General features: G+C 72.7%; 22 protein-coding genes and 2 tRNA genes. 19 read left to right on the top strand and 5 right to left on the bottom strand.

Annotated features, from left to right (window positions below; all coding sequences use genetic code 11):
• The coding region (locus tag AC1DUE_RS19760) for a DUF4129 domain-containing protein (protein ID WP_477041115.1) at positions 1-554 on the bottom strand (554 nt) is incomplete at its 3' end.
• Entirely contained in the window at positions 551-1,828 is a 1,278-nt protein-coding gene (locus tag AC1DUE_RS19755; protein ID WP_477041114.1) for a glycerophosphoryl diester phosphodiesterase membrane domain-containing protein, read from the bottom strand. The genes AC1DUE_RS19760 and AC1DUE_RS19755, both read right to left, overlap by 4 nt.
• 184 nt (positions 1,829-2,012) lie before the next feature.
• On the opposite strand from AC1DUE_RS19755, the gene mtrA reads away from it, so the two are divergent.
• The 8 genes from mtrA (at position 2,013) to secA (ending at position 12,998) form a co-directional block, all read left to right on the top strand.
• Positions 2,013-2,696 (top strand): MtrAB system response regulator MtrA, encoded by a 684-nt coding sequence (mtrA, locus tag AC1DUE_RS19750; protein WP_477041113.1) that lies wholly within the window; start codon positions 2,013-2,015, stop codon positions 2,694-2,696.
• 64 nt (positions 2,697-2,760) lie between these two features.
• Complete coding sequence (mtrB, locus tag AC1DUE_RS19745) at positions 2,761-4,437, top strand: MtrAB system histidine kinase MtrB (protein ID WP_477041118.1); 1,677 nt, start codon at positions 2,761-2,763, stop codon at positions 4,435-4,437.
• Positions 4,434-6,122, top strand: a complete 1,689-nt coding sequence (locus tag AC1DUE_RS19740; RefSeq protein WP_477041112.1) for an LpqB family beta-propeller domain-containing protein — start codon at positions 4,434-4,436, stop codon at positions 6,120-6,122. Before mtrB ends, AC1DUE_RS19740 begins: the two co-directional genes overlap by 4 nt.
• A gap of 78 nt (positions 6,123-6,200) precedes the next feature.
• Entirely contained in the window at positions 6,201-6,956 is a 756-nt protein-coding gene (locus AC1DUE_RS19735; RefSeq protein WP_477041111.1) for a ComF family protein, read from the top strand.
• A 204-nt stretch (positions 6,957-7,160) separates the two neighbouring features.
• A complete protein-coding gene (gene hpf / locus AC1DUE_RS19730) occupies positions 7,161-7,796 on the top strand; it encodes a ribosome hibernation-promoting factor, HPF/YfiA family (RefSeq protein WP_477041110.1) in 636 nt (211 codons plus the stop codon).
• A gap of 130 nt (positions 7,797-7,926) precedes the next feature.
• On the top strand, positions 7,927-9,150 hold the full coding sequence (locus AC1DUE_RS19725; protein ID WP_477041109.1) for a winged helix-turn-helix domain-containing protein: 1,224 nt from the start codon (positions 7,927-7,929) through the stop codon (positions 9,148-9,150).
• A gap of 5 nt (positions 9,151-9,155) precedes the next feature.
• A complete protein-coding gene (locus AC1DUE_RS19720; protein ID WP_477041108.1) occupies positions 9,156-10,127 on the top strand; it encodes a DMT family transporter in 972 nt (323 codons plus the stop codon).
• A gap of 3 nt (positions 10,128-10,130) precedes the next feature.
• The gene (secA, locus tag AC1DUE_RS19715; RefSeq protein ID WP_477041107.1) at positions 10,131-12,998 is read left to right on the top strand and encodes a preprotein translocase subunit SecA; all 2,868 of its coding nucleotides are present in this window, start codon (positions 10,131-10,133) and stop codon (positions 12,996-12,998) included.
• On the opposite strand, the gene AC1DUE_RS19710 is transcribed toward secA, so the two are convergent.
• Positions 12,907-13,485, bottom strand: a complete 579-nt coding sequence (locus tag AC1DUE_RS19710; RefSeq protein ID WP_477041106.1) for an Rv3235 family protein — start codon at positions 13,483-13,485, stop codon at positions 12,907-12,909. The two genes, secA and AC1DUE_RS19710, sit on opposite strands and share 92 nt — an antisense overlap.
• Positions 13,482-14,342, bottom strand: coding sequence for a LysM peptidoglycan-binding domain-containing protein (locus AC1DUE_RS19705; RefSeq protein WP_477041105.1), 861 nt, complete (start codon positions 14,340-14,342; stop codon positions 13,482-13,484). Before AC1DUE_RS19705 ends, AC1DUE_RS19710 begins: the two co-directional genes overlap by 4 nt.
• A 124-nt stretch (positions 14,343-14,466) precedes the next feature.
• Here AC1DUE_RS19705 and AC1DUE_RS19700 point away from each other — a divergent pair, with 124 nt between their 5' ends.
• Positions 14,467-14,991, top strand: a complete 525-nt coding sequence (locus AC1DUE_RS19700) for a hypothetical protein (RefSeq protein WP_477041104.1) — start codon at positions 14,467-14,469, stop codon at positions 14,989-14,991.
• Between the two features lie 2 nt (positions 14,992-14,993).
• Here the strand turns inward: AC1DUE_RS19700 and AC1DUE_RS19695 are convergent, their stop codons facing one another.
• Entirely contained in the window at positions 14,994-15,218 is a 225-nt protein-coding gene (locus AC1DUE_RS19695; protein ID WP_477041103.1) for a helix-turn-helix domain-containing protein, read from the bottom strand.
• Between the two features lie 117 nt (positions 15,219-15,335).
• Here AC1DUE_RS19695 and AC1DUE_RS19690 point away from each other — a divergent pair, with 117 nt between their 5' ends.
• The 10 genes from AC1DUE_RS19690 (at position 15,336) to AC1DUE_RS19645 (ending at position 23,399) form a co-directional block, all read left to right on the top strand.
• Positions 15,336-15,998, top strand: coding sequence for a hypothetical protein (locus AC1DUE_RS19690; RefSeq protein ID WP_477041102.1), 663 nt, complete (start codon positions 15,336-15,338; stop codon positions 15,996-15,998).
• A gap of 1 nt (position 15,999) precedes the next feature.
• Positions 16,000-17,241, top strand: coding sequence for a CpaE/TadZ family protein (locus tag AC1DUE_RS19685; protein ID WP_477041101.1), 1,242 nt, complete (start codon positions 16,000-16,002; stop codon positions 17,239-17,241).
• A 59-nt stretch (positions 17,242-17,300) separates the two neighbouring features.
• Entirely contained in the window at positions 17,301-17,765 is a 465-nt protein-coding gene (locus AC1DUE_RS19680; RefSeq protein WP_477041100.1) for a DUF6912 family protein, read from the top strand.
• A 139-nt stretch (positions 17,766-17,904) separates the two neighbouring features.
• Positions 17,905-17,976, top strand: a tRNA-Gln gene (locus AC1DUE_RS19675).
• A 97-nt stretch (positions 17,977-18,073) separates the two neighbouring features.
• Positions 18,074-18,146 (top strand) — tRNA-Glu (locus AC1DUE_RS19670).
• A 152-nt stretch (positions 18,147-18,298) separates the two neighbouring features.
• Complete coding sequence (locus AC1DUE_RS19665) at positions 18,299-18,424, top strand: hypothetical protein (RefSeq protein WP_477041099.1); 126 nt, start codon at positions 18,299-18,301, stop codon at positions 18,422-18,424.
• Between the two features lie 161 nt (positions 18,425-18,585).
• Complete coding sequence (locus AC1DUE_RS19660) at positions 18,586-19,938, top strand: LLM class flavin-dependent oxidoreductase (RefSeq protein ID WP_477041098.1); 1,353 nt, start codon at positions 18,586-18,588, stop codon at positions 19,936-19,938.
• A gap of 29 nt (positions 19,939-19,967) precedes the next feature.
• Positions 19,968-21,509 (top strand): ABC transporter substrate-binding protein, encoded by a 1,542-nt coding sequence (locus AC1DUE_RS19655; protein WP_477041097.1) that lies wholly within the window; start codon positions 19,968-19,970, stop codon positions 21,507-21,509.
• A gap of 61 nt (positions 21,510-21,570) precedes the next feature.
• The gene (locus tag AC1DUE_RS19650) at positions 21,571-22,551 is read left to right on the top strand and encodes an ABC transporter permease (RefSeq protein WP_477041096.1); all 981 of its coding nucleotides are present in this window, start codon (positions 21,571-21,573) and stop codon (positions 22,549-22,551) included.
• Positions 22,552-22,553: 2 nt separating this feature from the next.
• Positions 22,554-23,399, top strand: coding sequence for an ABC transporter permease (locus AC1DUE_RS19645; protein ID WP_477041095.1), 846 nt, complete (start codon positions 22,554-22,556; stop codon positions 23,397-23,399).
• Positions 23,400-23,403 lie beyond the last annotated feature (4 nt).

The following is a 23,403-nucleotide window of genomic DNA, read 5'->3' as shown; positions in this document are numbered from 1 at the left end:
TCGAAGAGGCGCCCGGCGGCGACGAGCTCGGCGCCCAGGTCGGGCAGGCGGGCGGCCGCGGCGTCGGCCGCCTCGTGGGCGGTGCGCGCTGCGCGCTCGTCGAGCACCGTGCGTTCCTCGAGCCCGCGCACGATCGCGCGGAACCGCTCGACGACGGCCAGGGTCCAGTCCCCGGCACCCGCCGCGGCGTCCGCGGCCCGCCGGATCTGGTCCGAGGTCCGGGAGTCGTCGGCGKCGAGGACGCCGCGCTCGGACGCGACCCTGCGCGCACGGCGCACCGGACCGTTCAGGACGAAGGCGATGGCGACGACGATCGCGACGACGGCGACGACCGCCAGCAGGACGAGCGGCCGGGGGACGCCGGGCGCCCGAACGCCGGAGATCTGGTCGGCGAGCCACTCGAGGATCCGGCTGAGCAGGGAGGGCTGCCGGTGGTACACGGGATCGAGGAGCTCCTCCGTGGCCCAGCGGCGCGCGGTGGCGGCGTCGGGGTCGACCGGGACGGACACGGGCAGCCGTACCGCACCGCTCACCGCCCAGGCCGACAGGATCACGCGGTCTGCTCCGCCGCGCGCGCGAGCTCGACGTCGAGGCCCTCGCGACGCATCCGGACGTCGATGTACAGCAGCGCGGTGACGGCGGCGACGAACGTCGTCGACAGCGTCAGCGCGATGATGTCGGCGATCCCGAGGATGACGATCGACGCGAACGAGCTGCCCGCCTCGTCGCCGAGGAAGAGCGCCGAGAACAGGGCGGCGGGCACGGTGAAGACGTAGCTGATGATCGAGGCCAGGATGGCCGTCAGCAGCCAGATGCCGAGCAGCCGCCAGAAGCTGCGGCGTGTGAGGCGCCACGCGCGGGCGATCGTCGGCCAGAACTTCTTGCCCTCGAGCATCAGCGCGGGAGCGGCAAGCAGCGTCCGGACCGTGAACCAGATCGCGACGACGAAGAGGGCGACGGCGCTCAGGATGCCGAGCGCGACCGCGAGACCGACGCTCCCGTTGACCGCCAGGACGGCCACTACCCCGACGACGATCCCGACCACGACGATCGACGCCAGGGCGAGGAGCAGGGAGAACGCGACGACGAGCCACACGCGCCTGGACCGCAGGACGTCGCGGATCGACACGGTCTGGCCGAGCACGGACCGACTGACCGACACGATCAGGAGTCCGGTGAGGATGGTCGTGGCCAGGGAGGTGATCGGCAGCCCGGCGATCGAGCCGGTGCTGGCGCTCCACTGGTTCTCCAGGCCCATGGTGCCCTGGGGGTCCGCCTCGCTCGCGATGTCGGCGATCTGACCCGCGACGACGCCCTGGACGTACCAGGCGATGAGCGACTGCAGCGCGACGGCGATGGTGACCACCAGCGCCGACATGCCGAACATGACCTTGGGGTTGGCGCGGATCGCGCGGAACGCGCCGTCGTAGATCTCGCCGAGGCCGATCGGCCGCAGCGGGATGATCCCGGGCTGCAGCGCGGGGGGCCGCCACGAGGCGCCGGGCGGAGGAGCCATCGGCTGACCCCACCCGGGCGCGACCGGAGGTCCGCCCCAGCCCGGGGGCGGCGGGGGCTGCTGGCCGTAGCCCGGAGGCTGGCCGTAGCCCGGAGGCTGGCCGTAGCCGGGGGGCGGCGGCTGCTGGGGATAGCCCGGCGCGGGCTGGCCGTAGGCGGGCGGGTAGCCGGGGGCCGGCGGGGTGGGTGCCGGCTGTCCGTAGGGCGGCGGCGGGGTGGGTACCGGGGGAGCCGGAGGGGTGGCGTCGCTGCTCGGACCGGTCGGGGAGGCCCAGGTCGGCTCCTGCGGCACTTCGTCGTGCGGGCTCGTCATGCGAGCACTGCTCCCTCGGCTCGGTGTGCGTTCGCGCGGGAGCCTTCTCCGGGCCCCCGCGGAGGAATCATCGTGCCACGGCGGCCGGTGCGCGGGAGGCGCGACCGGGTGATCTGTGAGCGGCGTGCCGCATCGCGGACACGTACTGGCCATCGGTAGGCCGCTGTGGTGCGAGAATGCGCGCATGAAGGGACGCGTGCTGGTGGTCGACGACGACACCGCGCTGGCCGAGATGATCGGCATCGTGCTGCGCTCGGAGGGTTTCGACCCGGTGTTCTGCGAGGACGGTGACGAGGCGCTGGGTGTGTTCCGGGCGACCCAGCCGGACCTCGTCCTGCTCGATCTCATGCTGCCGGGCAAGGACGGCAACGAGGTCTGCCGCCAGATCCGTGCCGAGTCGGGCGTGCCGATCGTGATGCTCACCGCCAAGAGCGACACCGTCGACCTCGTGCTGGGCCTGGAGTCGGGGGCCGACGACTACATCTCCAAGCCGTTCAAGCCCAAGGAGCTCGTCGCGCGGGTGCGTGCCCGCCTGCGCCGCAGCGACGAGCCGGCCCCCGAGCACCTCTCGATCGGCGACGTCTCCATCGACGTCCCCGGTCACCGCGTCTCGCGCGCCGGCAAGCCCGTCTCGCTGACGCCGCTGGAGTTCGACCTCCTCGTGGCCCTGGCGCGCAAGCCGTGGCAGGTGTTCACGCGCGAGGTGCTGCTCGAGAAGGTCTGGGGCTACCGGCACGCCGCGGACACCCGGCTGGTGAACGTCCACGTGCAGCGGCTGCGCTCGAAGATCGAGAACGACCCGGAGCAGCCGGAGATCGTCGTGACCGTGCGTGGCGTCGGCTACAAGGCGGGCGTGGCTTCGACGTGATCCTGGCGGGGGCGGCGCCGTCGTGCGTGTGAACAGCGCGTGGCGGCTGTTCCGGGCCCGCACGATGCGGCGGGTCCGTTCCGGCGCGCGCAAGTGGCGCGGCTCCCTGCAGGTCCGGGTCATCACGACGACGATGGCGATCGGCCTGGTCGCGCTCGCGGTGATCGGCGTCTACGTCAGCGAGCGCATGCGGGACGGCCTCTTCACGGCGCGGGTGGACCAGGTGCTCGAGGAGAGCGCCCGCTCGACGCTCGCGGCGCAGGCGACGCTCGACGCCTCGACCGCCACCTCGGGCATCGACGTCCAGAACCTGCTCGTCGCCGTCGTGCGCGCGCAGCGTGCAGGCGGCTCAGGGGAGCGGCAGGTCTTCCTTTTGCGGGCGCCCGGACAGAAGGGCGGCGGCGTCGCGACCGTCGGCGCGGCGTCCGACCCGGCACTCATCCCGCTCGTCTCCGGGGAGCTGCGCGTCGCCACGGCGACCGGCGGCCAGCACTGGCAGTCGGTCGCATGGCCGGTCGAGTCCGGTGAGGAACCGGCTGTGATGGTCGGTCAGGACGTGGACGTCCGGGTCGTCGGTACGTACCAGCTCTTCTTCCTGTACAGCCTGCAGTCGGAGCAGGACCGCCTCGACTTCCTCCAGCGCACGCTGCTGCTCGCCGCCGTGGCCCTCGTCGCCCTCCTGGGCAGCATGACGTGGCTGGTGACTCGGCAGGCGGTTCGCCCCGTGCGCCGGGCCGCCGAGGTGGCGGAACGTCTCGCCGACGGACACCTCTCCGAGCGGATGCCCGAGCGCGGCGAGGACGAGATGGCGACGCTGGCCCGCTCGTTCAACGAGATGGCCGCGAGCCTGCAGGACCAGATCCACCGGATGGAGGAGCTCTCGCTGCTCCAGCGACGGTTCGTGTCCGACGTGTCCCACGAGCTGCGGACGCCGCTGACGACGGTCCGGATGGCGGGCGAGGTCATCTACACGGCGCGCGGCAGCTTCGACCCGGCCGTGAAGCGTTCGGCCGAGCTCCTGCAGACGCAGCTGGACCGCTTCGAGGAGCTGCTGGCCGACCTGCTCGAGATCAGCCGGTTCGACGCCGGCGCCGCGGTGCTGGAGGCGGGCGGGCGCGACGTGCGCGACGTCGTCGTCTCGGCCGTGGACCACGCCACGCCGCTGGCGGAGCGCCGCAGCACCTGGCTCCGGGTGACGGTGCCCGAGATGTCGTGCGTGGCTGACATCGACCCGCGCCGCGTCGAGCGGATCCTGCGCAACCTGCTGGTCAACGCCATCGAGCACGCGGAGGGGACCACCGTCGAGGTGACGGTCGGGGCCGACGCGCACGCGGTCGCGGTGACGGTGCGCGACCGGGGCGTCGGCATGACCCCCGATGAGGCGCTGCACGTCTTCGACCGGTTCTGGCGGGCGGACCCCGCGCGGGCGCGCACGACGGGCGGCACCGGGCTCGGGCTGGCCATCTCGCTCGAGGACGCCCACCTGCACGGCGGCTGGCTGGAGGCGTGGGGCCGGCCCGGTCGTGGGGCCAGCTTCCGGCTGACACTGCCGCGCCGGGCAGGCATCCGGCTCACGGACTCCCCGCTGCCGCTCGTCCCTGACGAGACGCCGACGGTCGAGGCAGTGCGCGTCCCACTGGTCCGCGCGAGCACCGACCCCGCAGCACTCCCGGAGCTCGGCAGCCAGGAGCCGGACGACCGCGCCACTGGACCCGTCGACGAGCGGCAGGAAGTCCGATGAGCACGAACAGTCGTCGGGCAAGGGTCGCGGGCTGGGCCGCGACCGTCGTCCTGCTCCTCAGCGCGTGCGTCGCAATGCCCACGTCCGGCCCCGTGCAGGAGAGTGACATCAAAGTGTCGACGCAGGGCGACGTCGACGTGCTCGCGCCGGGGCCTGAGATCGACGACACGCCGCAGGAGATCGTCGACGGCTTCCTCACGGCGAGCGCCGCGGGGACCTCCGACGGCTTCGTCCGCGCCCGGGAGTACCTCGCCGGGGCGGCCAAGACGGAGTGGCAGCCGCTGTCGGGCGTGGTCGTCGCCGGTCCGATCGAGTGGGGCGCGAGCGGTAGCGACGCGCAGATCGTCGGGAACGTGCCCGTGATCGCTCGCGTGGACGGCGACGGGCTGTACGTCGAGGCGCCACCGAACGCGATCGAGTCCGTCACGTTCGACCTCGTACAGGACGACGCCGAGCAGTGGCGGATCTCCGGGGTCCCGGACGGCCTGATCCTGCAGGAGCAGGACTTCGAGCGGACCTTCCAGTCCACACCCCTGTACTTCCTGTCGCCCGACGAGACGTACCTGGTGCCCGACACCCGGTGGTTGCCCAAGAAGAACCTCCCGACGGCCGTGGTGCGCGAACTGCTCGGCGGCCCGTCGGCGTGGCTCAGTGACGCGGTGACCACGGCGATCCCCGAAGGTGTCGCGATGAACCCAGAGGCAGTGCCCGTCGACTCCGACGGCGAGGTGCTCGTCGGACTCAGTCCGCAGTCGGTCGTCACCTCGGCGAACCGGCCGCTGCTGCTCGCGCAGATCCAGGAGAGCCTACGGACGGTGCCGGGCGTCGGGTCGGTCCAGGTCGTGGCCGTCGCGGCGGGCGGGAACGCGGTGACCGACGGCGTGCCACTGGGCGAGGCAGCCCAGCTCGAGCGCGGCTCGGCTCCGTCCGGCAACGTCGAGTTCCTCCAGGCGGACCGGCTGGTCTCGCTCTCCCGCGACAACGTGACGCCGGTTCCGTCGGTCGGCTCGCTCGAGGACCTCGACCCGCGTAGCCCCGCGAGCAGCGCGGACGGCAGCCTCCGGGTGCTCCTGTCGGGGCCGGACGAACTCGTCAGCGCACCGACCGCCGTCGCGCCCGCGACGACCCTCTACACGGGGGCAGCGCTCGCCGCGCCCTCGATCGACCGCTTCGGCTGGACCTGGACCGCCTCGTCGGACGACGGGATCGTGGCGGTCAGGGCGGGCTCGTCGACGGTGTCCGTCCAGGCCGACTGGCTGGTGGGCCGCACCGTGCGGGCGGTCCGGGTCGCCGCGGACGGCACCCGCATCGCCGTGGTCTCGGCGGGAGCCGACGGCGTCGCGATCGACGTCGCGGGCATCATCCGCGATGAGTCCGGGTCCCCGCAGCAGCTCGGGATACCGCTCCGGGCGGGTGCATCGATGGTGGACGCGACCGCCGTCGACTGGGTTGACGAGTCGACGCTCGGGGTCCTCGGACGCAGCACGGGCGAGGCCACCGTGCACAAGGTTCCTGTGTCCGGGCCGACCGAGTCGTTGCCCGAGGTCGCTGACCCGACCGCGATGGCGGGAGGCACGGTCATCTACGTGACGACCCTCGACGGGGGCCTGAGCCGCAACGTCGGTAGCACCTGGGCGCCGGTGGCCGGGGTCACGGGCGCGTCCTATCCCTCTTACCCCGGCTGATCCGTCCCCAGCCCGTGGCGGCGGGCGAAACAGTCGCGCGGGCGGGTCACGGACGGGTCGTCGGCCCATGCTCGACGGGTGCTCTCCGTCCTGCGCGACCTCGTGGGGCTGGTGCTGCCGGTCGAGTGCGCCGGGTGCGGTCGCGACGACGTCGCCTGGTGCCCGAACTGCGCCGCGCTGCTGGCGGGCGAGCCGTGGCGGTGCGAGAACCGGGCCCCACGCCTCGACCGGATGGACGGGCGCGGGCCGCTGCCCGTGTGGACGCTCGCGGACTGCTCGGGGGACGTCCGGCGGGCGGTCATCGCCTGGAAGGACCGGGGCCGGGTCGACCTGACCGGCGTCCTGGCGCACGCGATGGCCCACGAGGCGCGGCACGTCGCGGGCGCGCTCGCGCCGGTCGCGCCGCTCCTGGTCGTCCCCGCGCCGTCGACTCCCGCCTCCCGGCGGCGACGCGGCGGCAACCTGGTCGACGCCCTCGCCGCGGCGGTCGTCGGTGGGCTCGTCGACGGCGGGGTCCCGGCCGAGATCGGGCGCGTGCTCCGCCGGGCCCGTGGCGGCGACCAGGTCGGGCTCGGCGCGCGGGAACGCGCCCGCAACCTCTCCGGCCGGCTGTGGGTCCCCGGTCGCTGCGTCGGTGCGGTGGCCGGTCGTCGCGTCCTGCTCGTCGACGACGTCCTGACCACCGGAGCGACGTTCTCCGCGGCACGCAGCGCGCTCGAGCGGGCCGGCGGCGCCGTCGTGGCCGGCCTCACGCTCGCCTCCACACCGGGCCCCGCGCGGTCGCCGGCGCTGCCGGACCGGCCGGTTGTCCGCCCCTCGGACGCATGGGGGTGATCACCGGCGTGGGAGTGGTCACGGATGGGTCACGGGGTTAACGTGGGGAGCCAGAGCCGGCGCCGAACCGGGGGGACCTCAAAGGTCGTCCGGGCTCGGCTGCGGGAGGAGGTGACGCCGCCCGACTGCCCTCAGGGCAGCCCAACGCATGTCACCCCGGGCGGGCGAGTCAAGTTCCGCCCCCGACCCTCGCAGGAGGCTCACATGGAGATCGTGGTTGCCGGCCGGCACACCGAGGTGCTTCCGAAGTTCCGGACGCACGTCGAGCAGAAGCTCGCGAAAGTCGAGCAGCTGGCCCCCCGCGCCCAGCGGATCGATGTCGTCGTGTCGCACGAGACGAACCCCCGCCAGTCCGGAAGCTCCGAACGCGTCGAGCTCACCGTGGTGGACCGAGGTCCCGTGATCCGCGCCGAAGCGTGCGCAGACGACAGGTACGCCGCTCTGGACATGGCGCTCGGCAAGCTGCTCGAACGGCTTCGTCGCACCCGTGACCGGCGCAAGGACCACCGCAACCACACTCCGATCGCCCCCGTCGACGTCCGGCCCCCCGAGCCCGAGCCCGAGGCGGCCGCACCCGTGGACCCGCAGGCCGCCGTGGAGACGACGCTCGGCGACTCGCCGGTGATCATCCGCGAGAAGGTGCACGCGGCCCAGCCGATGACCGTCGACGACGCGCTCTACGAGATGGAGCTCGTCGGGCACGACTTCTTCCTGTTCATCGACGCGGAGACCGCCCAGCCGTCCGTGGCGTACCGCCGGCGTGGCTGGAGCTACGGCGTGATCAAGCTCGACACGGCCGTCGCCACGAACCACGTCCCGCAGGCGGTCGGCGTCGGCTGACGCACCTCCCCATCTGCACACCTTGACGCCCGGCCGGCMGCAACCGGCCGGGCGTCGTCGTTCCCGTTGGGTCCGTCGGCGACGTGCCGTGTGGTCGTCCCATGTCGGAGGTGGACGGCAGGATGGCCCCGTGACCGTCGAGCGCCTCAGCCTGTCGCAGGCCCGCCGCATCACCCTGCGCGCCCAGGGGCTCGACGCGCCCCGCCCCAGCAGGGCCGCGCCCGCGAACATGAGGCAGTTCCAGCACGTGGTGGACCGGCTCGGCGTCCTGCAGATCGACTCCGTCAACGTCCTGGCCCGAGCGCACCTGATGCCCGCGTACTCGCGCCTCGGCGCCTACGACCCGGCACTGCTGGACCGGGCGTCGGGGCGGGCGCCGCGGCGGCTCGTCGAGACGTGGGCGCACATGGCCTCGTTCGTGCCGCCCGAGACCTACCGGCTGCTCGTCTGGCGGCAGCGCGCCTACCTCGACGAGGCGTGGGGCGCGATCGCCGACGTTCCCCTGCAGCACAGCTCGATGGTCGACGAGATCCGCGCAATCATCACGGCGCGCGGCCCGATCACGGCGTCGAAGGTCCAGGAGACGTTCGAGGCCGACCACCCCACCACCCGGACGGAGTGGGGCTGGAACTGGACCGTCGCCAAGCGGGTGCTCGAGTTCCTGTTCTTCACCGGCGAGGTCACCTCGTCGGGTCGCAACGGGGCGTTCGAGCGCCAGTACGACCTGACGTCGCGCGTGCTGCCGCCGGAGCTGCTCAACGCACCCGACTTGCCCCGCGACGACTGCGTCCGCGCCCTGGTCGAGATCGGCGCGCGTGCGCACGGCATCGGCACGGTGCGCAGCTTCGCCGACTACTTCCGCATCAAGCTGGCCCCCGCCGCCCGCGCGATCGCCGAGCTGGTGGAGGAGGGCGTCCTGACCGAGGTCACCGTGGACGGCTGGAACGAGGGCCAGGTCTGGCGGCACCGCGACGCGACGCTGCCGCGGCGAGCGACCGGTCGGGCGCTGCTCAACCCGTTCGACCCGCTCGTCTTCGAGCGCCGCCGCCTCGAGGCGCTCTTCGGGCTGCGGTACCGCATCGAGATCTACGTCCCCGAGCCCAAGCGCGTCTGGGGCTACTACGTGCTGCCGTTCCTGCTCGGTGAGTCGATGCCCGCCCTGGTGGACCTCAAGGCCGACCGCCAGGCCGGCGTCCTGCGCGTCCAGGCCGCCCACCGCACCCCGGGCTCGCAGTCGCACGTCGTGGAGGAGCTCGCCGCGGAGCTGCACGAGCTGGCCGGGTGGCTCGGGCTCGGGGAGGTGGTCGTCGCGGACCGCGGCGACCTCGCCCCCGCTCTGCGAGCCGTCGTGTGAGCCACGTGAGCAGCCGCCGGGACTTCGGCCTCGTCGCTCTGGGCGCGATCCTCTGGGGAACCGGTGGCCTCGCCGGGGCCGCTCTGGCCGACTCCGCCGGCCTCGCGCCGCTCGTCGTCGCGTCCTACCGGCTGCTCGGCGGTGGCGCCGTCCTGCTCGTCGCGCTCGCGGTGACGGGCCGGCTGCGCGGCCTGGCCCGCACGCGCCCGGCGCTGGTGCGCATCGTCGTGACGGCGCTGCTCCTCGCCGTCTACCAGGGCGCCTACTTCGCGGCCGTGGTGCGGGCCGGCGTTGCGGTGGCCACGCTCATCGCCCTGGGGGCCGCGCCACTGCTCGTCGCGATCGGTACCGCCGTGAGCTCGCGCCGCGCGCCGGCCGCCCGCACCGTCGTGGCGCTCGCGCTCGCCCTGGTCGGGCTCCTGCTCCTCGTCGGGCGGCCGGGCAACGCGGGAGGCGGCGCCCCCGCGGGCGCGGCGCTCGCGTTCGTGGCGGCGGCGGCGTTCGCGACGATGACCGGGCTGAACCGCCGCCCGGTGCCCGGTCTGTCCCCCTTGCCCATGACGGCGACCGCGTTCACGCTCGGCGGAATCCTGCTGCTGCCCGTCGCCGCGGTCGTCGGCCCGACCGTCGGGCTGCCGGACGACGCACAGGGGTGGCTGCTGCTCGCCTACTTCGCGATCGTGCCCACCGCGGCCGCCTGGGGAGCGTATTTCACGGGTCTGCGGGGCGTCCCGGCCACCACGGCCACGTTGCTCGCCCTGCTCGAACCGCTCACCGCGACGGTCGGGGCGGTCCTGCTGCGCGGGGAGCAGCTCGGCGTCGCAGGCGTGGTCGGGGCGGTCCTTCTGGGCACGGCGGTCGTGGTTCTTCGCCCACGCCCCGCAGGCTCGCCTACGATGGACGGGCCCGGCCGTGCGGCCGGCACCCAAGCCGCTCCGACGCCGCGCGCGCCCGGAGTGCGAACACGTCGGGAGTAGTGCGTGCCAGCGATCCTCGAGAAGGTCCTGCGCCTCGGTGAAGGCCGGATCGTCAAGAAGCTGTCGGGCATCGCCCAGCAGGTCAACACCCTGGAGGACAGTTTCGTCGCGCTGTCCGACGCCGAGCTGCGCGAGGAGACCGACCGGTTCCGCGCCCGCCTGGCGGACGGGGAGTCGCTGGACGATCTGCTCGCCGAGGCGTTCGCCGCGGTGCGCGAGGCCGCACGCCGCACGCTCGGGCAGCGGCACTTCGACGTCCAGCTCATGGGCGGCGCCGCGCTGCACCTCGGCAACATCGCCGAGATGAAGACCGGTGAGGGCAAGACCCTCGTCGCCACGGCCCCCGCGTACCTCAACGCGCTCGCGGGCAAGGGCGTGCACGTCGTCACGGTCAACGACTACCTGGCCAGCTACCAGGCCGAGCTCATGGGCCGCGTCTACCGCTTCCTCGGCCTGACCAGCGGCGTCATCCTCTCGTCGCAGCGTCCGGCCGAGCGCCGCGAGCAGTACGCCGCCGACATCACGTACGGCACCAACAACGAGTTCGGCTTCGACTACCTGCGCGACAACATGGCGTGGAACACCGAGGAGCTCGTCCAGCGCGGCCACAACTTCGCCATCGTCGACGAGGTGGACTCCATCCTCATCGACGAGGCGCGCACGCCGCTGATCATCTCCGGACCGGCCACGGGCGACGCCAACCGCTGGTACGCCGAGTTCGCCAAGGTGGTGCGCCGCCTGCAGGCCGAGCGCGACTACGAGGTGGACGAGAAGAAGCGCACCATCGGCGTCCTCGAGCCCGGCATCGAGCGCGTCGAGGACTACCTGGGCATCGACAACCTCTACGAGTCGCTCAACACGCCGCTGATCGGGTTCCTGAACAACGCCATCAAGGCCAAGGAGCTGTTCAAGCGCGACGTCGACTACATCGTCAAGGACGGCGAGGTCCTGATCGTCGACGAGCACACCGGCCGCACGCTGCCGGGCCGTCGCTACAACGAGGGCATGCACCAGGCGATCGAGGCCAAGGAGGGCGTGGCCATCAAGGCCGAGAACCAGACGCTCGCCACGATCACCCTGCAGAACTACTTCCGCCTGTACACCAAGCTCTCCGGCATGACCGGTACCGCCGAGACCGAGGCCGCCGAGTTCCAGGGCACCTACAACCTCGGCGTCGTGCCCATCCCGACCAACCGCGACATGCAGCGCATCGACCAGCGCGACTTCGTCTACAAGAGCGAGAACGGCAAGTTCGACGCGGTCGTCGACGACATCGTCGAGCGGCACGCGAAGGGTCAGCCGGTGCTCGTCGGCACCACGAGCGTCGAGAAGAGCGAGCTGCTCTCCGCCAAGCTCAAGAAGCAGGGTGTCCCGCACGAGGTCCTGAACGCCAAGCAGCACGCGCGTGAGGCGTCGATCGTCGCTCAGGCGGGCCGCAAGGGTGCCGTCACCGTCGCGACGAACATGGCCGGCCGCGGTACCGACATCATGCTCGGCGGCAACGCCGAGTTCATGGCCGTCGAGGAGCTCGAGGCGCGTGGCCTCGACCCCGCCGAGAACGCCGAGGAGTACGAGGCCGCGTGGCCGACCACCTTGGCCAAGGCCAAGGAGTCCGTCGCGGCCGAGCACGACGAGGTCGCCGACCTGGGTGGCCTGTACGTCCTCGGGACGGAGCGGCACGAGTCGCGTCGCATCGACAACCAGCTGCGCGGTCGTTCCGGCCGTCAGGGCGACCCGGGCGAGTCCCGGTTCTACCTCTCGATGCAGGACGACCTCATGCGCCTGTTCAACTCGGGTCTGGCGGAGTCGATGATGAAGCGCGCCGGGTTCCCCGAGGACATGCCGCTCGAGTCGAAGATCGTGACGCGCGGCATCCAGTCCGCGCAGTCGCAGGTCGAGTCGCGCAACTTCGAGATCCGCAAGAACGTCCTCAAGTACGACGACGTCATGTCCCGCCAGCGCGAGGTCGTCTACAAGGAGCGTCGTCGGGTCCTGCAGGGCGAGGACCTGCACGTCCAGATCACGCACTTCCGCGAGGACGTCCTCACGGACTACGTCACGGCCGCGACGTCCGAGGGTCGCCCGGAGGACTGGGACCTCGACGCGCTCTGGACCGCCCTGAAGGCGGTGTACCCGATCTCGATCACGCCCGACGAGGTGGTCGAGGAGGCGGGCGGGGCGACCCGCCTGACCGCGGCCCAGCTCACGCGGGAGATCCTCTCGGACGCCCAGGTCGCCTACGCGGAGCGCGAGGAGTCGATCGGCGCGGACAACATGCGTCAGCTCGAGCGTCGCGTCACCCTCTCGGTCCTCGACCGCAAGTGGCGCGAGCACCTCTACGAGATGGACTACCTGAAGGAGGGCATCGGCCTGCGGGCGATGGCCCAGCGCGACCCGCTGGTCGAGTACCAGCGCGAGGGGTTCCAGCTCTTCAACGCGATGAACGACGCGATCAAGGAGGAGACGGTCGGCTACCTGTTCAACCTGGAGGTCCAGGTCCAGGTCCAGGACGAGTCCGCGCCCTCCTCGCCGATCACGCTCGACTCGATCGCCGACGCCCAGACGACCGCAGGTGCCGCGGCGGCCGACCGGCCCGCCGCCGGCAAGCTGGTCGCCAAGGGCATCGACGGTCCCGCCGAGCAGGCGCCGCTGCAGTACTCCGCCCCGTCGGTGGACGGTGACGGCGGTGTGGTCACCCGCGGGACGAACCCCTCGGGCAAGAACGGCGGCGCAGCGCCCACGGCCGGTGCGCCCACCGGCGGGCCGTCGGCGTACTCGGTCAGCCGATCTCCAGGGCCGTCGCGCGCCAGGCGCCGCGGTGCGCCTCGAGCCGGAGAGCGACGGCCCGCACCCGGCCGGAGTCGTCTGTGACGACGCTGACCTCGTGCGCGGTCGCGACGATCGGCGTCAGCCGCACGCGCCGGACCACCGGGCGTCGCTCTCCCTGCGGGGTGCGCAGCACGCGCGCGGTCAGGCTGCTGCGGACCTGCAACGCCTCGTAGACGCCCGGCGCCAACCAGCGCGCGAGCTGGGCCACCGGGCGGCGACCGGCCAGCACCTCCAGCGCGGCGAGCGCGATGGAGCAACCCACGGCACCGGGGTCGGCCGACGGGACCGCGCTCGGTACGTCCTCGTCGTCCGCGGCCGCCGACGTCTCGCGCGCCCGCAGGACCGAGATGCGCGCGGCGACCGTCGGATGGACGGGTTGGGCGGGGCCGGTCGCCCGCGGGACGAGCGCCTTCTCCGGTGAGGCGACCAGGCGGATCCGGGGCTCGGGAGCGGCCGGCTCCTCCTGGCGCACCCGGGCGAACGCGTCCTCCGCGCTCGACTGCGCCAGCTCGACGGCGACCGAGCTCATGACGCCGCCTCGTCCTGCACGACGGGCGCCGCGAGCTCTTGACCGGGGACGACCAGACCGGGGTCCGACCCGATCACCGACGCGTTGGCGTGATACCACTGCGGCCACGACGCGGCAATCTCCGCGTCGGTGGCGTCGGGCGCGAGATGTCGCGCGGCGATGGCCCAGAGGCTGTCGCCGGCGACGACGACCACGGGCTCGGACTCCGCGGGTGCGAGGGCGGGCGCGGGCGTCGACGGAGCCGCTGCGATCGCGGCGGGCGGATCGACCACCGGCTCGGCGACGGGAACCAGCGGCGGCACGGCGGCGGTCGGACCGGTCGCCGTCGGTTCCGCGCTCGTGGTGGTCGGCAGTACGCCGTGACCGGCCGACTCCGCATCGGCGCGGGTCGTCACCGGCCAGCCGAGGTCGTCAGCCGTGACCGTCGCCGGGGGCGGTGTCGGTGCGGGGGCCACCGCGGAGGCACCGGTGACGGAACCGAGCCCCACGGTCGCGCCGACCATGAGCACGAGCGCCCGACGCACGACCGCGGGAGCGCACCGGTGAACGAGCCGCTCCCCGCCCCGCCAGCTCGACCCGACGAGCCGCACGGCCAGGCAGCCCAGCGCGAGCAGGGCGGAGACGGCGAGCCACGCGGCAACCAGCGCCCCGACACCGCAGACCGCGACCTCCAGGAGCGCGTCGACCGTCCGCATCGACGAGCCGGTGACCAGCGAGAGCACGCGCATCGCGAGCACGAGGGCCAGGGCGCCACCGGCGACCGTCGCGACGAGGAGTCCGAGCGCCGCCGTGGCGACGGAGGGCCGGCGCGGGGGAAGGGGCGCGGTCCTGCTCCGGGGCGCCGTATCGATCACCATGGTTGACCCTCAATCGTGTCGTTTGATGCCGTTTGATCTCGCTTGTGCGTCATAGATGTACCTGAATGTCCGATTCATGTCCAGTGCTGTCCCACGATCGGGTCGCGGGCCCTACGGTGCTCGGATGCGATGGGAGCAGCTGTTCGCGGACATGGAGGCCCAGCTCGCGGCGGCCCGGTCGGCGGACCTGCGCGCCGAGGTCGCCGAGCTGGCGCGGGCCGAACGCGCCTCGGTGACCCTCTCGGCGCGCGTCCGCGCATCAGTCGGGCACACGCTGCGGATCCGGCTCGACGGCGCCGAACCGCTTGCCGGGACGCTGCTGGAGGCGGCGCCCGAGTGGCTCCTGCTCGCCACGCCGCCGGCGAGGCGGGCGCTCGTCCCGCTCTCGGCGGTGGTCGCGGTCGACGGGCTCGCCATCGACGCGGCGCCTGCGGCCGGCGTCGTCGAGTCCCGCCTAGGGCTCGGTCAGGTGCTGCGCGCGCTGTCGCGCGACCGGCTCGGTGTCCGGGTCGTCTCGGGTGGCGCGGAGGTCGTCGGCCGCATCGACCGCGTCGGAGCGGACCACCTCGACGTGGCGGAGCTCGGGACGCAGGGGCGGGCGCTGTGGGCGGTCCCGTTCGACCGGCTCCAGGTCGTGCACGAAGCCTGAGGTCAGGCGTCCGCGCTCGAGGTCGCGTCCGAGGTGTTGCGCGCGCGGGTCTCCTCGTACATCCGCTGGATGTACTTCTCGAGCTCGGCGGACTCGACGCGCCACTGCAGCCGCCCGCCGATCTGGATGGCGGGCAGATCGCCCGAGCGCACGAGGGCGTAGGCCTGCGGGGCCGAGATGTTGAGCACCTCGGTGACGTCCGCGAGGGTCAGGAACCGCGAAGGCATGACCGCAGTCTGGCACGCACGGACGCCAGAACCGGTTTGTCCACAATGCACCGTTCCCGCCCACGGGGGGTGCTCGGCGCGGCAGGATGCACAGGTCTGCCGACGAACAGGGGAGTCATGGACACCAGCGTCATCGATCTGCCCGCGCCCGTCGCGGCCAGGCTGCGTCGGCCGGGCTGGCGTGACCCGCGGCTGCTCGCCGGCATCGCGATGGTCGCGGCGTCCGTGCTGCTCGGCTCGTGGGTCGTGCGGACCGCGCAGGCGACGGTGCCCGTCTACGTGTCGCGAAGCGCGCTCGTCCCGGGCGACCGGCTCGAGCCGAGCCGGCTCGCCGTCGTGGACGTCCGCCTCGGCACGGTCGACCTCGACCACTACCTGCGCGCGGACCAGCCGCTCGAGGACGCGGTCGTCGTGCGCGTCGTCGGCCGCGGAGAGCTGGTCCCGGCCTCGGCGGTGGGGGATGCCGGCGACCTGGACCTGCGGCCCGTGTCGGTGACGTTGGAGCGGACCCCGTCCAGGGACGTGACCGAGGGTGCGCAGGTGGACCTGTGGTTCACGCCGACGCCGCCGTCCGGCGAGGATGCCGAGCCCGCCGAGCCGGTGCAGCTCGCGACGGACCTCGTCGTGGCCGAGGTGACCTCCCAGGACGGTGCGTTCAGCGTGGGCGGCGGGGCCCAGGTGCAGGTGCTCGTGCCGAGCGGCCGGCTGCCGGACATCCTCGCGGCGCTCGCGGCGGACGGCACGCTCGACGTGGTTCCTGTCCCCGGCTCGGGGAGCTGACGTGCCGGTCGGGGTGCTCTGCGCGGTCCACGGCTCCGCCGAGTCGATCATCGTGCAGGCGGTCGAGCGCTCCGGCGGCCGGCTGAGCGTGACGCGCCGCTGTGTCGACCTCACCGAGCTGCTCGCGGCCGCGGAGGCGGGCCTGGGGCGCCTGGCGGTCGTCTCGGGCGACCTGGACCTGCTCGACCGGGAGGCCGTCGAGCTGCTGCACCGCGCCGGCGTGCGGGTGGTCGGGGTCGGCGACGCGACGCGGCCCTGGCTCGGGGAACGGCTGTCGGCCCTCGGCGCCGACCTGGTGGTCATGGCGCCGCAGGACGAGGACGCCGGCGGCACGGTCGTGCGCGAGGCGCTCGCGATCCTGGACGCGACAGGCACACCCGAGAGTGCGGTGCCGCCGCCCGAGGAGGTCCCCGTCCGCTGGCCGGCCGCCGGTCTGGTGGTCGCGGTGTGGGGTCCCACCGGCGCGCCCGGACGCACGACCGTCGCCGTGAACGTCGCCGCGGAGCTCGCCGCCGCGGGCCGTCGCACGCTCCTGGTCGATGCCGACACGTACGGCGGCTGCGTCGCGCAGGTGGTCGGCATGCTCGACGAGGCTCCGGGACTGGCCGCCGCGGCCCGCGCCGCCGGTCAGGGCTCCCTCGACCTGATGGCGCTGGCACGGCTGACCCCGCAGATCGCGCCCGACCTGCGGGTGCTGTCGGGCATCTCGCGGGCGGACCGTTGGCCCGAGCTGCCGTCGTCGTCGCTGGACGCCGTCTGGACCGTCGCCCGCTCCCTGTCGGAGTGGACGGTGGTCGACTGCGGTTTCAACCTTGAGCAGGACGAGTTGCTGAGCTATGACACCCGCGCCCCGCGCCGCAACGCCGCGACCCTCAGCGCACTGGGGGCCGCCGACGTCGTCATCGTCGTCGGCTCGGGTGACCCGGTCGGCATCCAGCGTCTCGTGCGCGGACTGAGCGAGCTGGCCGACCTCGGCCTGGGCGGCACGCGGATGGTCCTGGTCAACCGCGTCCGAGCCTCCGTCGCCGGGGCGCACCCGGGGGAGGCCGTCCAGCAGGCGCTCGCCCGGTACGCGGGCGTGACGGACGCCCACGTGGTCCCCGACGACCGCCCGTCCCTCGACGCGGCGCTCCTGGCGGCGCGCACGCTGCGCGAGGTCGCGCCCGGCTCGCCGGCCCGACGGGCGCTCGCGGCCGTGGCGGTCCAGGTGGACTCGGTCCTGGCGGCAGTGCCGGCCGGCTGACCGGACGTGCCCGGGCGCGGGAGCGGACCGATCTCGGCTCCGCCCGGCACACTGGAGGCGTGCGCATCTACGTTCCCGCGACCCTCGACCAGATCGAGCCCGCAGCAGGCCCGCTGACGCCACGCCGGGTGCACGCCGTCACGCCGGCGCTGCGAGCGATGTTCCCCGACGAGGACGACGAGGGTCTCGAGTTCGCGGCGCAGCTCGCGGCAGCGGACGACTCGCTCGCCCTGCTCGGCGAGCTGCGGGGCGCACCGCGGGCACGGCTCGTCGTCTCGGTGGATGTCTCCGAGGACGACGTACGGCCGTTGCTCGACGACGACGAGGTGCCGAGCGCCCTGGACCTCCTGCGTGCGGTGGACCGCGACGACATCGCGTGCGTGCACGTGGACGAGCCGGGGGTGGGCGCCGACGTCGACGCCGCGATCACGGGCGACGACGCGGCGATCGAGCGCCTCGACGAGCGCGACCTGCTCTGGTACGACGCCTCGGAGCTCGGTCAGCTCAGCGCGATCCCGCGCTGAGCGTGGCATTCGTCACGGCCGACGGAGCTGGTTGGACCCGGTCCCCGCGACCGGGTAGTGTTCACCGCCGGTACGACGTCCGGTCGCACGCACACCCGCCCCGCCAGGCGGCTCGCGAGCGCCGGGCGTTATACCCCCATGGGGTATGGTGTAATTGGCAGCACGACTGATTCTGGTTCAGTTAGTCTAGGTTCGAGTCCTGGTACCCCAGCGCGGCCATGCCGTACTGATGGATGGTTCGGTGCACCGAGGTGCATCGGGTAGAGTGTTCAACCGCAAGCAGGGCCCACGGGCCTCGCAGCGTATAGGCCCCCGTTGTGTAGCGGCCTAGCACGCCGCCCTCTCACGGCGGTAGCGCCGGTTCGAATCCGGTCGGGGGTACATCACGAGAGGCCCGGTCCACTGGACCGGGCCTTTCTGCATTCTCGGACCGCGACGAAGGCGCGCGATCGCGACACCGATCGCGCTGCGTGATCGGTGGCGATGCGCACGCGTCGTTGGACGTGCCGTGATGCCGGCACCAGACTCGTCCCATGACCTCGGTCCCCAGCCTCGCCCCGCGCCGCACGGCGCTGACCAGCCCCGCGCTGGTCGTCGTGCCGCGTGCGTGTCGACGCTGTCCGGACTCGATGTCGAGCCGCAGCCTCGCGCGTCGCTGACCTCGCGCCGCCCGCTGTCGCCCGTCGGCTGAGCCGACCTCCCGACCTCCCGCCCTCTGCCAGGGCCACCTCCGCACGAGCACCGACACCCGTCTGCCTCCGAGCAGTCGGGCGCCGGTGGTGCGCGCACACCCGAAAACCACACCACCAGGAGCTCCATCGTGACCACTCGTCAGCTCAAGCTCGGCGCCGTCCTCATGGGCGTCGGCGGCCCGGGGCAGCACGCCACCTGGCTCAGCCCCGAGATCCCCGGCAACGCCTCCGTCGACATCCACTGGTACATCGAGCGTGCCCGGCAGGCCGAGGCGGCGAAGTTCGACCTCGTCTTCATCGTCGACAGCCAGTTCATCACCCCCGACTCCCCGCACCACTACCTCAACCGCCTCGAGCCGCTGACCCTGCTGTCCGCCCTGGCCGTGAGCACCAGCAACATCGGGCTCGTCGGCACCCTGACCACGTCGTACAACGAGCCGTTCAACGTCGCCCGCCGGCTCGCGAGCCTGGACCTGATCAGCGGCGGGCGGGCCGGCTGGAACGTGGTGGCGACGGGCGACGGGGGCACCGCGGGCAACTACAGCCGCGACGAGCACTTCGACTACGCCACCCGGTACGGCCGGGCCCTCGAGCACGTCAACGTGGTCAAGGGCCAGTGGGACTCCTACGAGGACGACGCCTTCCCGCGCGACAAGGAGGCCGGCGTGTTCCTCGACCGGTCGCGCCAGCACCAGCTGAACCACAAGGGCGAGTACTTCTCGGTCGTCGGTCCGCTGAACATCGAGCGCTCGCCGCAGGGGCAGCCGGTCATCTTCCAGGCGGGCGACTCGAACGAGGGTCGCGACCTGGGCGCCACCATCGCGGACGCGATCTTCACCCACGCGCCGACGCTGGAGGCCGGCCAGGCGTTCTACCAGGACATCAAGGCGCGGGCCGTCGCCCAGGGCCGCAACCCGGAGCACGTCCTGATCCTGCCCGGCGTCTCGCCGATCATCGGCGACACCGACGAGGACGCCCGCGCCAAGGAGCAGGCGATCCTCGGCAGCAAGAGCTTCGAGCGCGCACTCGCGGAGTTCGGCCGACCGTTCGGCTGGCACGACTTCTCGCAGTACGACCTGGACGCGCCGTTCCCCGAGGTCGGCGACCTGGGCGACCGCAGCTTCAAGACCCAGGCCGAGCGCATCAAGGCGCTCGCGAAGGAGAACGGCTACACGCTGCGCGAGGTCGTGCAGGTCGTCTCGACGAGCCACCGCTCGCCGTTCGTCGGCTCGGCACTGACCGTCGCGAACGAGATCCAGCGCTGGTTCGAGGGCCGGGCCTTCGACGGTCTCAACATCCACACGAGCGTGCCCAGCGAGTTCACCCGCTTCACCGACGAGGTGCTCCCCATCCTGCGCGAGCGGGGTGTGGTCCGCAGCGAGTACGAGTCCACGACGCTGCGCGGCAACCTCGGCCTCCCGATCCCCGAGAACGTGCACACCGCCGCCCGCCGGGCGCAGCGCCAGCCGTCCCTCGTCTGAAGTCCCACCCACACCAACCGGAAAGTCCCATGAGACGTCTCAGAACAGCCGCAGCCCTGACCACCGCACTCACCGCGTCGCTCCTGCTCGCGGCGTGCGGCGGGACCGCCGGCGGAGCCGCCCCGGCCGATGCCTCGCACACGCCCGATCCTGACCAGCCCCAGGTCCTCAAGTGGGCCATCGACTTCCCGGCCAGCTGGGACCCGGTGGTCTCCGGCAGTGGTGCGCAGTTCCGCATCCTGTCGCTGGCCTACGCCTCGCTGACCGAGATCGACGAGGACGGCGTCGCGCAGCCCGGGCTTGCCGAGAGCTGGGACTACAACGCGACCGGCGACGAGGTGACGTTCCACCTGCGCGACGGGCTGAAGTTCAGCGACGGGACGCCGCTGGACGCCGAGGCGGTCAAGCTCTACCTGGAGCGCGCCAAGACGCAGGAGAACTCGGCCCTCGACGGTGACCTCGGCTCGATCGCGTCGGTCGACGCCGCGAGCGCCACGGACGTCGTCGTGCACCTGACACAGACCGACTACCAGCTCCCGCTCCTGCTCGGCCAGCGCGTCGCCCAGATCACGAGCCCCGAGGCGGCGAAGGACCCGGCGAAGCTCACCACCTGGCCGGTCGGCGCCGGACCGTTCGTCGTCAAGGAGCTCGTCGCCGGCTCGCACGCGGTGCTGGTGAAGAACCCGGACTACTGGGACGCGGCGAACATCGACATCGACGAGGTCGACCTCTCGGCCGCCCCGGACCCCGCCACCGTGGTCTCGGGCATCCAGACGGGAGTCTTCGACTTCGCCTACCTCGCCCCGAGCCAGGTCAAGGCCGCCGAGGCTGCCGGTCTCGACGTCGTGAAGCAGCCCGGCTACAACGCGGCGAACATCAGCCTGAACATCAACAAGCCGCCGTTCGACGACCCCGTGGTGGTCGATGCGGTGCGCTACGCGATCAACCGCGACGAGTTCGTCAGCAAGGTCACGTTCGGCACCGGCTCGGCGACGGACCAGCCGTTCCCGGCGGGGTACATCGCGTACGACAAGCAGTCCGAGGACCTGTACCCGTACGACCCCGACAAGTCCAAGGAGCTGCTCGCCGAGGCGGGCCACCCGAACGACATCTCCGTCGACCTCGTGATCCCGACCGAGCAGCCGGCGGCCGAGATCGTCCAGTCCCAGCTGGCCGAGGTGGGCATCACGGTGAACATCAAGGTGCAGCCGGACTGGGCGACGCCGTTCTTCGCCAAGGATCTCGCCCTGTCGCTCTACGGGACGACGGGCCGGGAGTCGCCGGTGCAGACGCTGACGGCCCACTTCGGTCCGCAGGGTCCGCTGAACCTGTCGAGCCCGTACACGCCCGAGGGGTTCGACGCGGCGATCGCGCTGGCCCGTCAGACGCCGCTCGACTCGCCGGACTACGCGAAGAACCTGCAGGCGGCGACGCGTGCGGGCCTGGAGAGCCAGGCGCTGGTCTTCACGTACAGCCAGCCCAACCTGTTCGTGAAGAGCCCGCGGGTCTCCGACCTGCCGGCCATCCCCGGCCAGGTGCACTGGACCGGCGTCACGGTCTCCGACAAGTAGCCCGACCCCCGGGGGGCGCGCCACGCGCCCCCGGGGACGGACCCCGGGAGGAGGGGACTCGATGAGCAGCACCACCACGGCACGGGCGCACGGCATCACGCGCGGTCTGGGACGCACCCTGGCTGTGTTCGTCCCCGTGTTCTTCCTCGGCACGTTCATCACGTTCGCCCTGCGCCAGCTCAGCGGGCTCAGCCCCGCGCACCTGCAGCTCGGCGAGTCGGCGACACCCGACAAGGTGGCGCAGCTGGAGGCGCAGTGGGGCCTCGACCAGCCGTTCCTCACGCAGTACTGGACCTGGCTGACGTCGGTGCTGCACGGTGACCTCGGCCTCAGCTGGGTGGACGGCACATCCATCTCGTCGGCGCTCGTCGGCCGGGCGATCGTCAGCCTGTCGATCGCCGGACTGGCGCTCGTCATCGGCGTGACGCTCGGGTTCGCGCTCGGCACGCTCGCCGCCCTGTGGCAGACCACCTGGGTGGACCGCGCGATCACCGGGTTCACCACGGTCATCTCGGTGATGCCCTCGTTCGTCGTCGGCATCGCGCTCGTCGCGGTGTTCGCGGTGACGCTCGGCTGGTTCCCGTCGGCGGGGTACGTGCCCGTCTCGCAGGGCGTGACCCCGTGGTTCGAGCACATCTGGCTGCCCGCCCTGGCCATCAGCTTCGACACGATCGCGGACGTCGCGCGGCAGCTGCGGGCCGGCCTCATCGGGGCGTACCGCGAGAACTACGTGGTCGGCGCGGTGGTGCGCGGCCTCGGACCGCGGCGGATCTTCTTCGTCCACGTGCTGCGCAACGGCGTCGGCCCGGCCCTGACGGTCCTCGGCATGAAGTTCCCGAACCTGCTGGGCGGGGCCGTGGTGACCGAGGCGATCTTCGGCCTGGCCGGCTACGGCAAGTACGCCGCCGACTCGGCCCAGCGCGGCGACGTGCCCGCGGTCCAGGGCGTGCTCGTCATCTCGATCGTCGTGGTCGTCGTCTTCAACCTCCTGGTCAACACCGCGCTGGTGAAGATCACGCCCGCCTCGGCGAGAGGGGTCTGACCGTGTTCCGACGCATCCTGCGACTGCCCACCGGCCGGCTCGGGCTGGGGATCCTCGTCCTCGTCCTGTTCCTCGCGGTCCTCGGGCCCGCGCTCGCGCCCTACGACCCGCTCGAGGGTGGCGACGCCGTCCTGGCCGGACCGTCGACCGAGCACTGGATCGGCACCGACTACCTCGGCCGGGACGTGCTCAGCCGGATCCTGGCAGGGTCGACCGTGAGCGTCCTGGGTGCCGTGCAGGTCGCGCTCATCGCGCTCGTCGTCGGCGCCGTGCCCGGCATCCTGTCGGTCTACCTCGGGCGGACGTTCGAGTGGCTGTCCCTGCGGCTCGTCGACACCCTGATCGCCCTGCCGTTCCTGGTGTTCGCCGTGGCGGTCACCGCGCTGCTGGGCAACGGGATCCCGCAGGCCATGTTCACGGTCGGCCTCCTGGTGTCGCCGCTGTTTTACCGGGTGTCCCGGGCCGCGGCGCTGACGGTGTCCCGGTCGCAGTACGTCGAGGCGGCGCTGCTGGCCGGCGCGTCCGTCGGCTGGGTCGTGCGCAAGCACGTGTGGGGCAAGGTCCTGCCCCCGCTGTCGATCGCGCTCGCGACGACCATGGGCGCCGGCTTCGTCGTCGTCTCCAGCCTCACGTTCCTCGGCATCGGCGTGCAGCCGCCCGCGCCGACGTGGGGCGGTGTGCTCGCCTCGGAGCTCCAGTACCTGAGCTACCAGCCCTGGGCGCCGCTCGTGCCGACGGTCCTGATCATGCTCACCGTCTGGGCCTTCAACCTGCTCGCCGACGCCATCCGAGACGTGACCGGCGAGGCCGGCCGCGCCCGCACCCGTCCCGCTCTCGCCACCGCCTAGGAGA

This window comes from Cellulomonas sp. P4_A2 (assembly GCF_056402515.1).
Note: the sequence above shows the minus strand (reverse complement) of the source record. Positions and strands in the feature narration are given on the sequence as shown.

Coding starts and splice junctions, on each gene's coding strand:
- AC1DUE_RS19710 (WP_477041106.1), bottom strand. CDS start 13,485: ATGAGCTCGGTCGCCGTCGAGCTGGCGCAGTCGAGCGCGGAGGACGCG.
- AC1DUE_RS19655 (WP_477041097.1), top strand. CDS start 19,968: ATGAGACGTCTCAGAACAGCCGCAGCCCTGACCACCGCACTCACCGCG.
- AC1DUE_RS19695 (WP_477041103.1), bottom strand. CDS start 15,218: ATGCCTTCGCGGTTCCTGACCCTCGCGGACGTCACCGAGGTGCTCAAC.
- hpf (WP_477041110.1), top strand. CDS start 7,161: ATGGAGATCGTGGTTGCCGGCCGGCACACCGAGGTGCTTCCGAAGTTC.
- AC1DUE_RS19740 (WP_477041112.1), top strand. CDS start 4,434: ATGAGCACGAACAGTCGTCGGGCAAGGGTCGCGGGCTGGGCCGCGACC.
- mtrB (WP_477041118.1), top strand. CDS start 2,761: ATGCGGCGGGTCCGTTCCGGCGCGCGCAAGTGGCGCGGCTCCCTGCAG.
- AC1DUE_RS19700 (WP_477041104.1), top strand. CDS start 14,467: ATGCGATGGGAGCAGCTGTTCGCGGACATGGAGGCCCAGCTCGCGGCG.
- AC1DUE_RS19690 (WP_477041102.1), top strand. CDS start 15,336: ATGGACACCAGCGTCATCGATCTGCCCGCGCCCGTCGCGGCCAGGCTG.
- AC1DUE_RS19650 (WP_477041096.1), top strand. CDS start 21,571: ATGAGCAGCACCACCACGGCACGGGCGCACGGCATCACGCGCGGTCTG.
- AC1DUE_RS19705 (WP_477041105.1), bottom strand. CDS start 14,342: ATGGTGATCGATACGGCGCCCCGGAGCAGGACCGCGCCCCTTCCCCCG.
- AC1DUE_RS19755 (WP_477041114.1), bottom strand. CDS start 1,828: ATGACGAGCCCGCACGACGAAGTGCCGCAGGAGCCGACCTGGGCCTCC.
- mtrA (WP_477041113.1), top strand. CDS start 2,013: ATGAAGGGACGCGTGCTGGTGGTCGACGACGACACCGCGCTGGCCGAG.
- AC1DUE_RS19665 (WP_477041099.1), top strand. CDS start 18,299: ATGACCTCGGTCCCCAGCCTCGCCCCGCGCCGCACGGCGCTGACCAGC.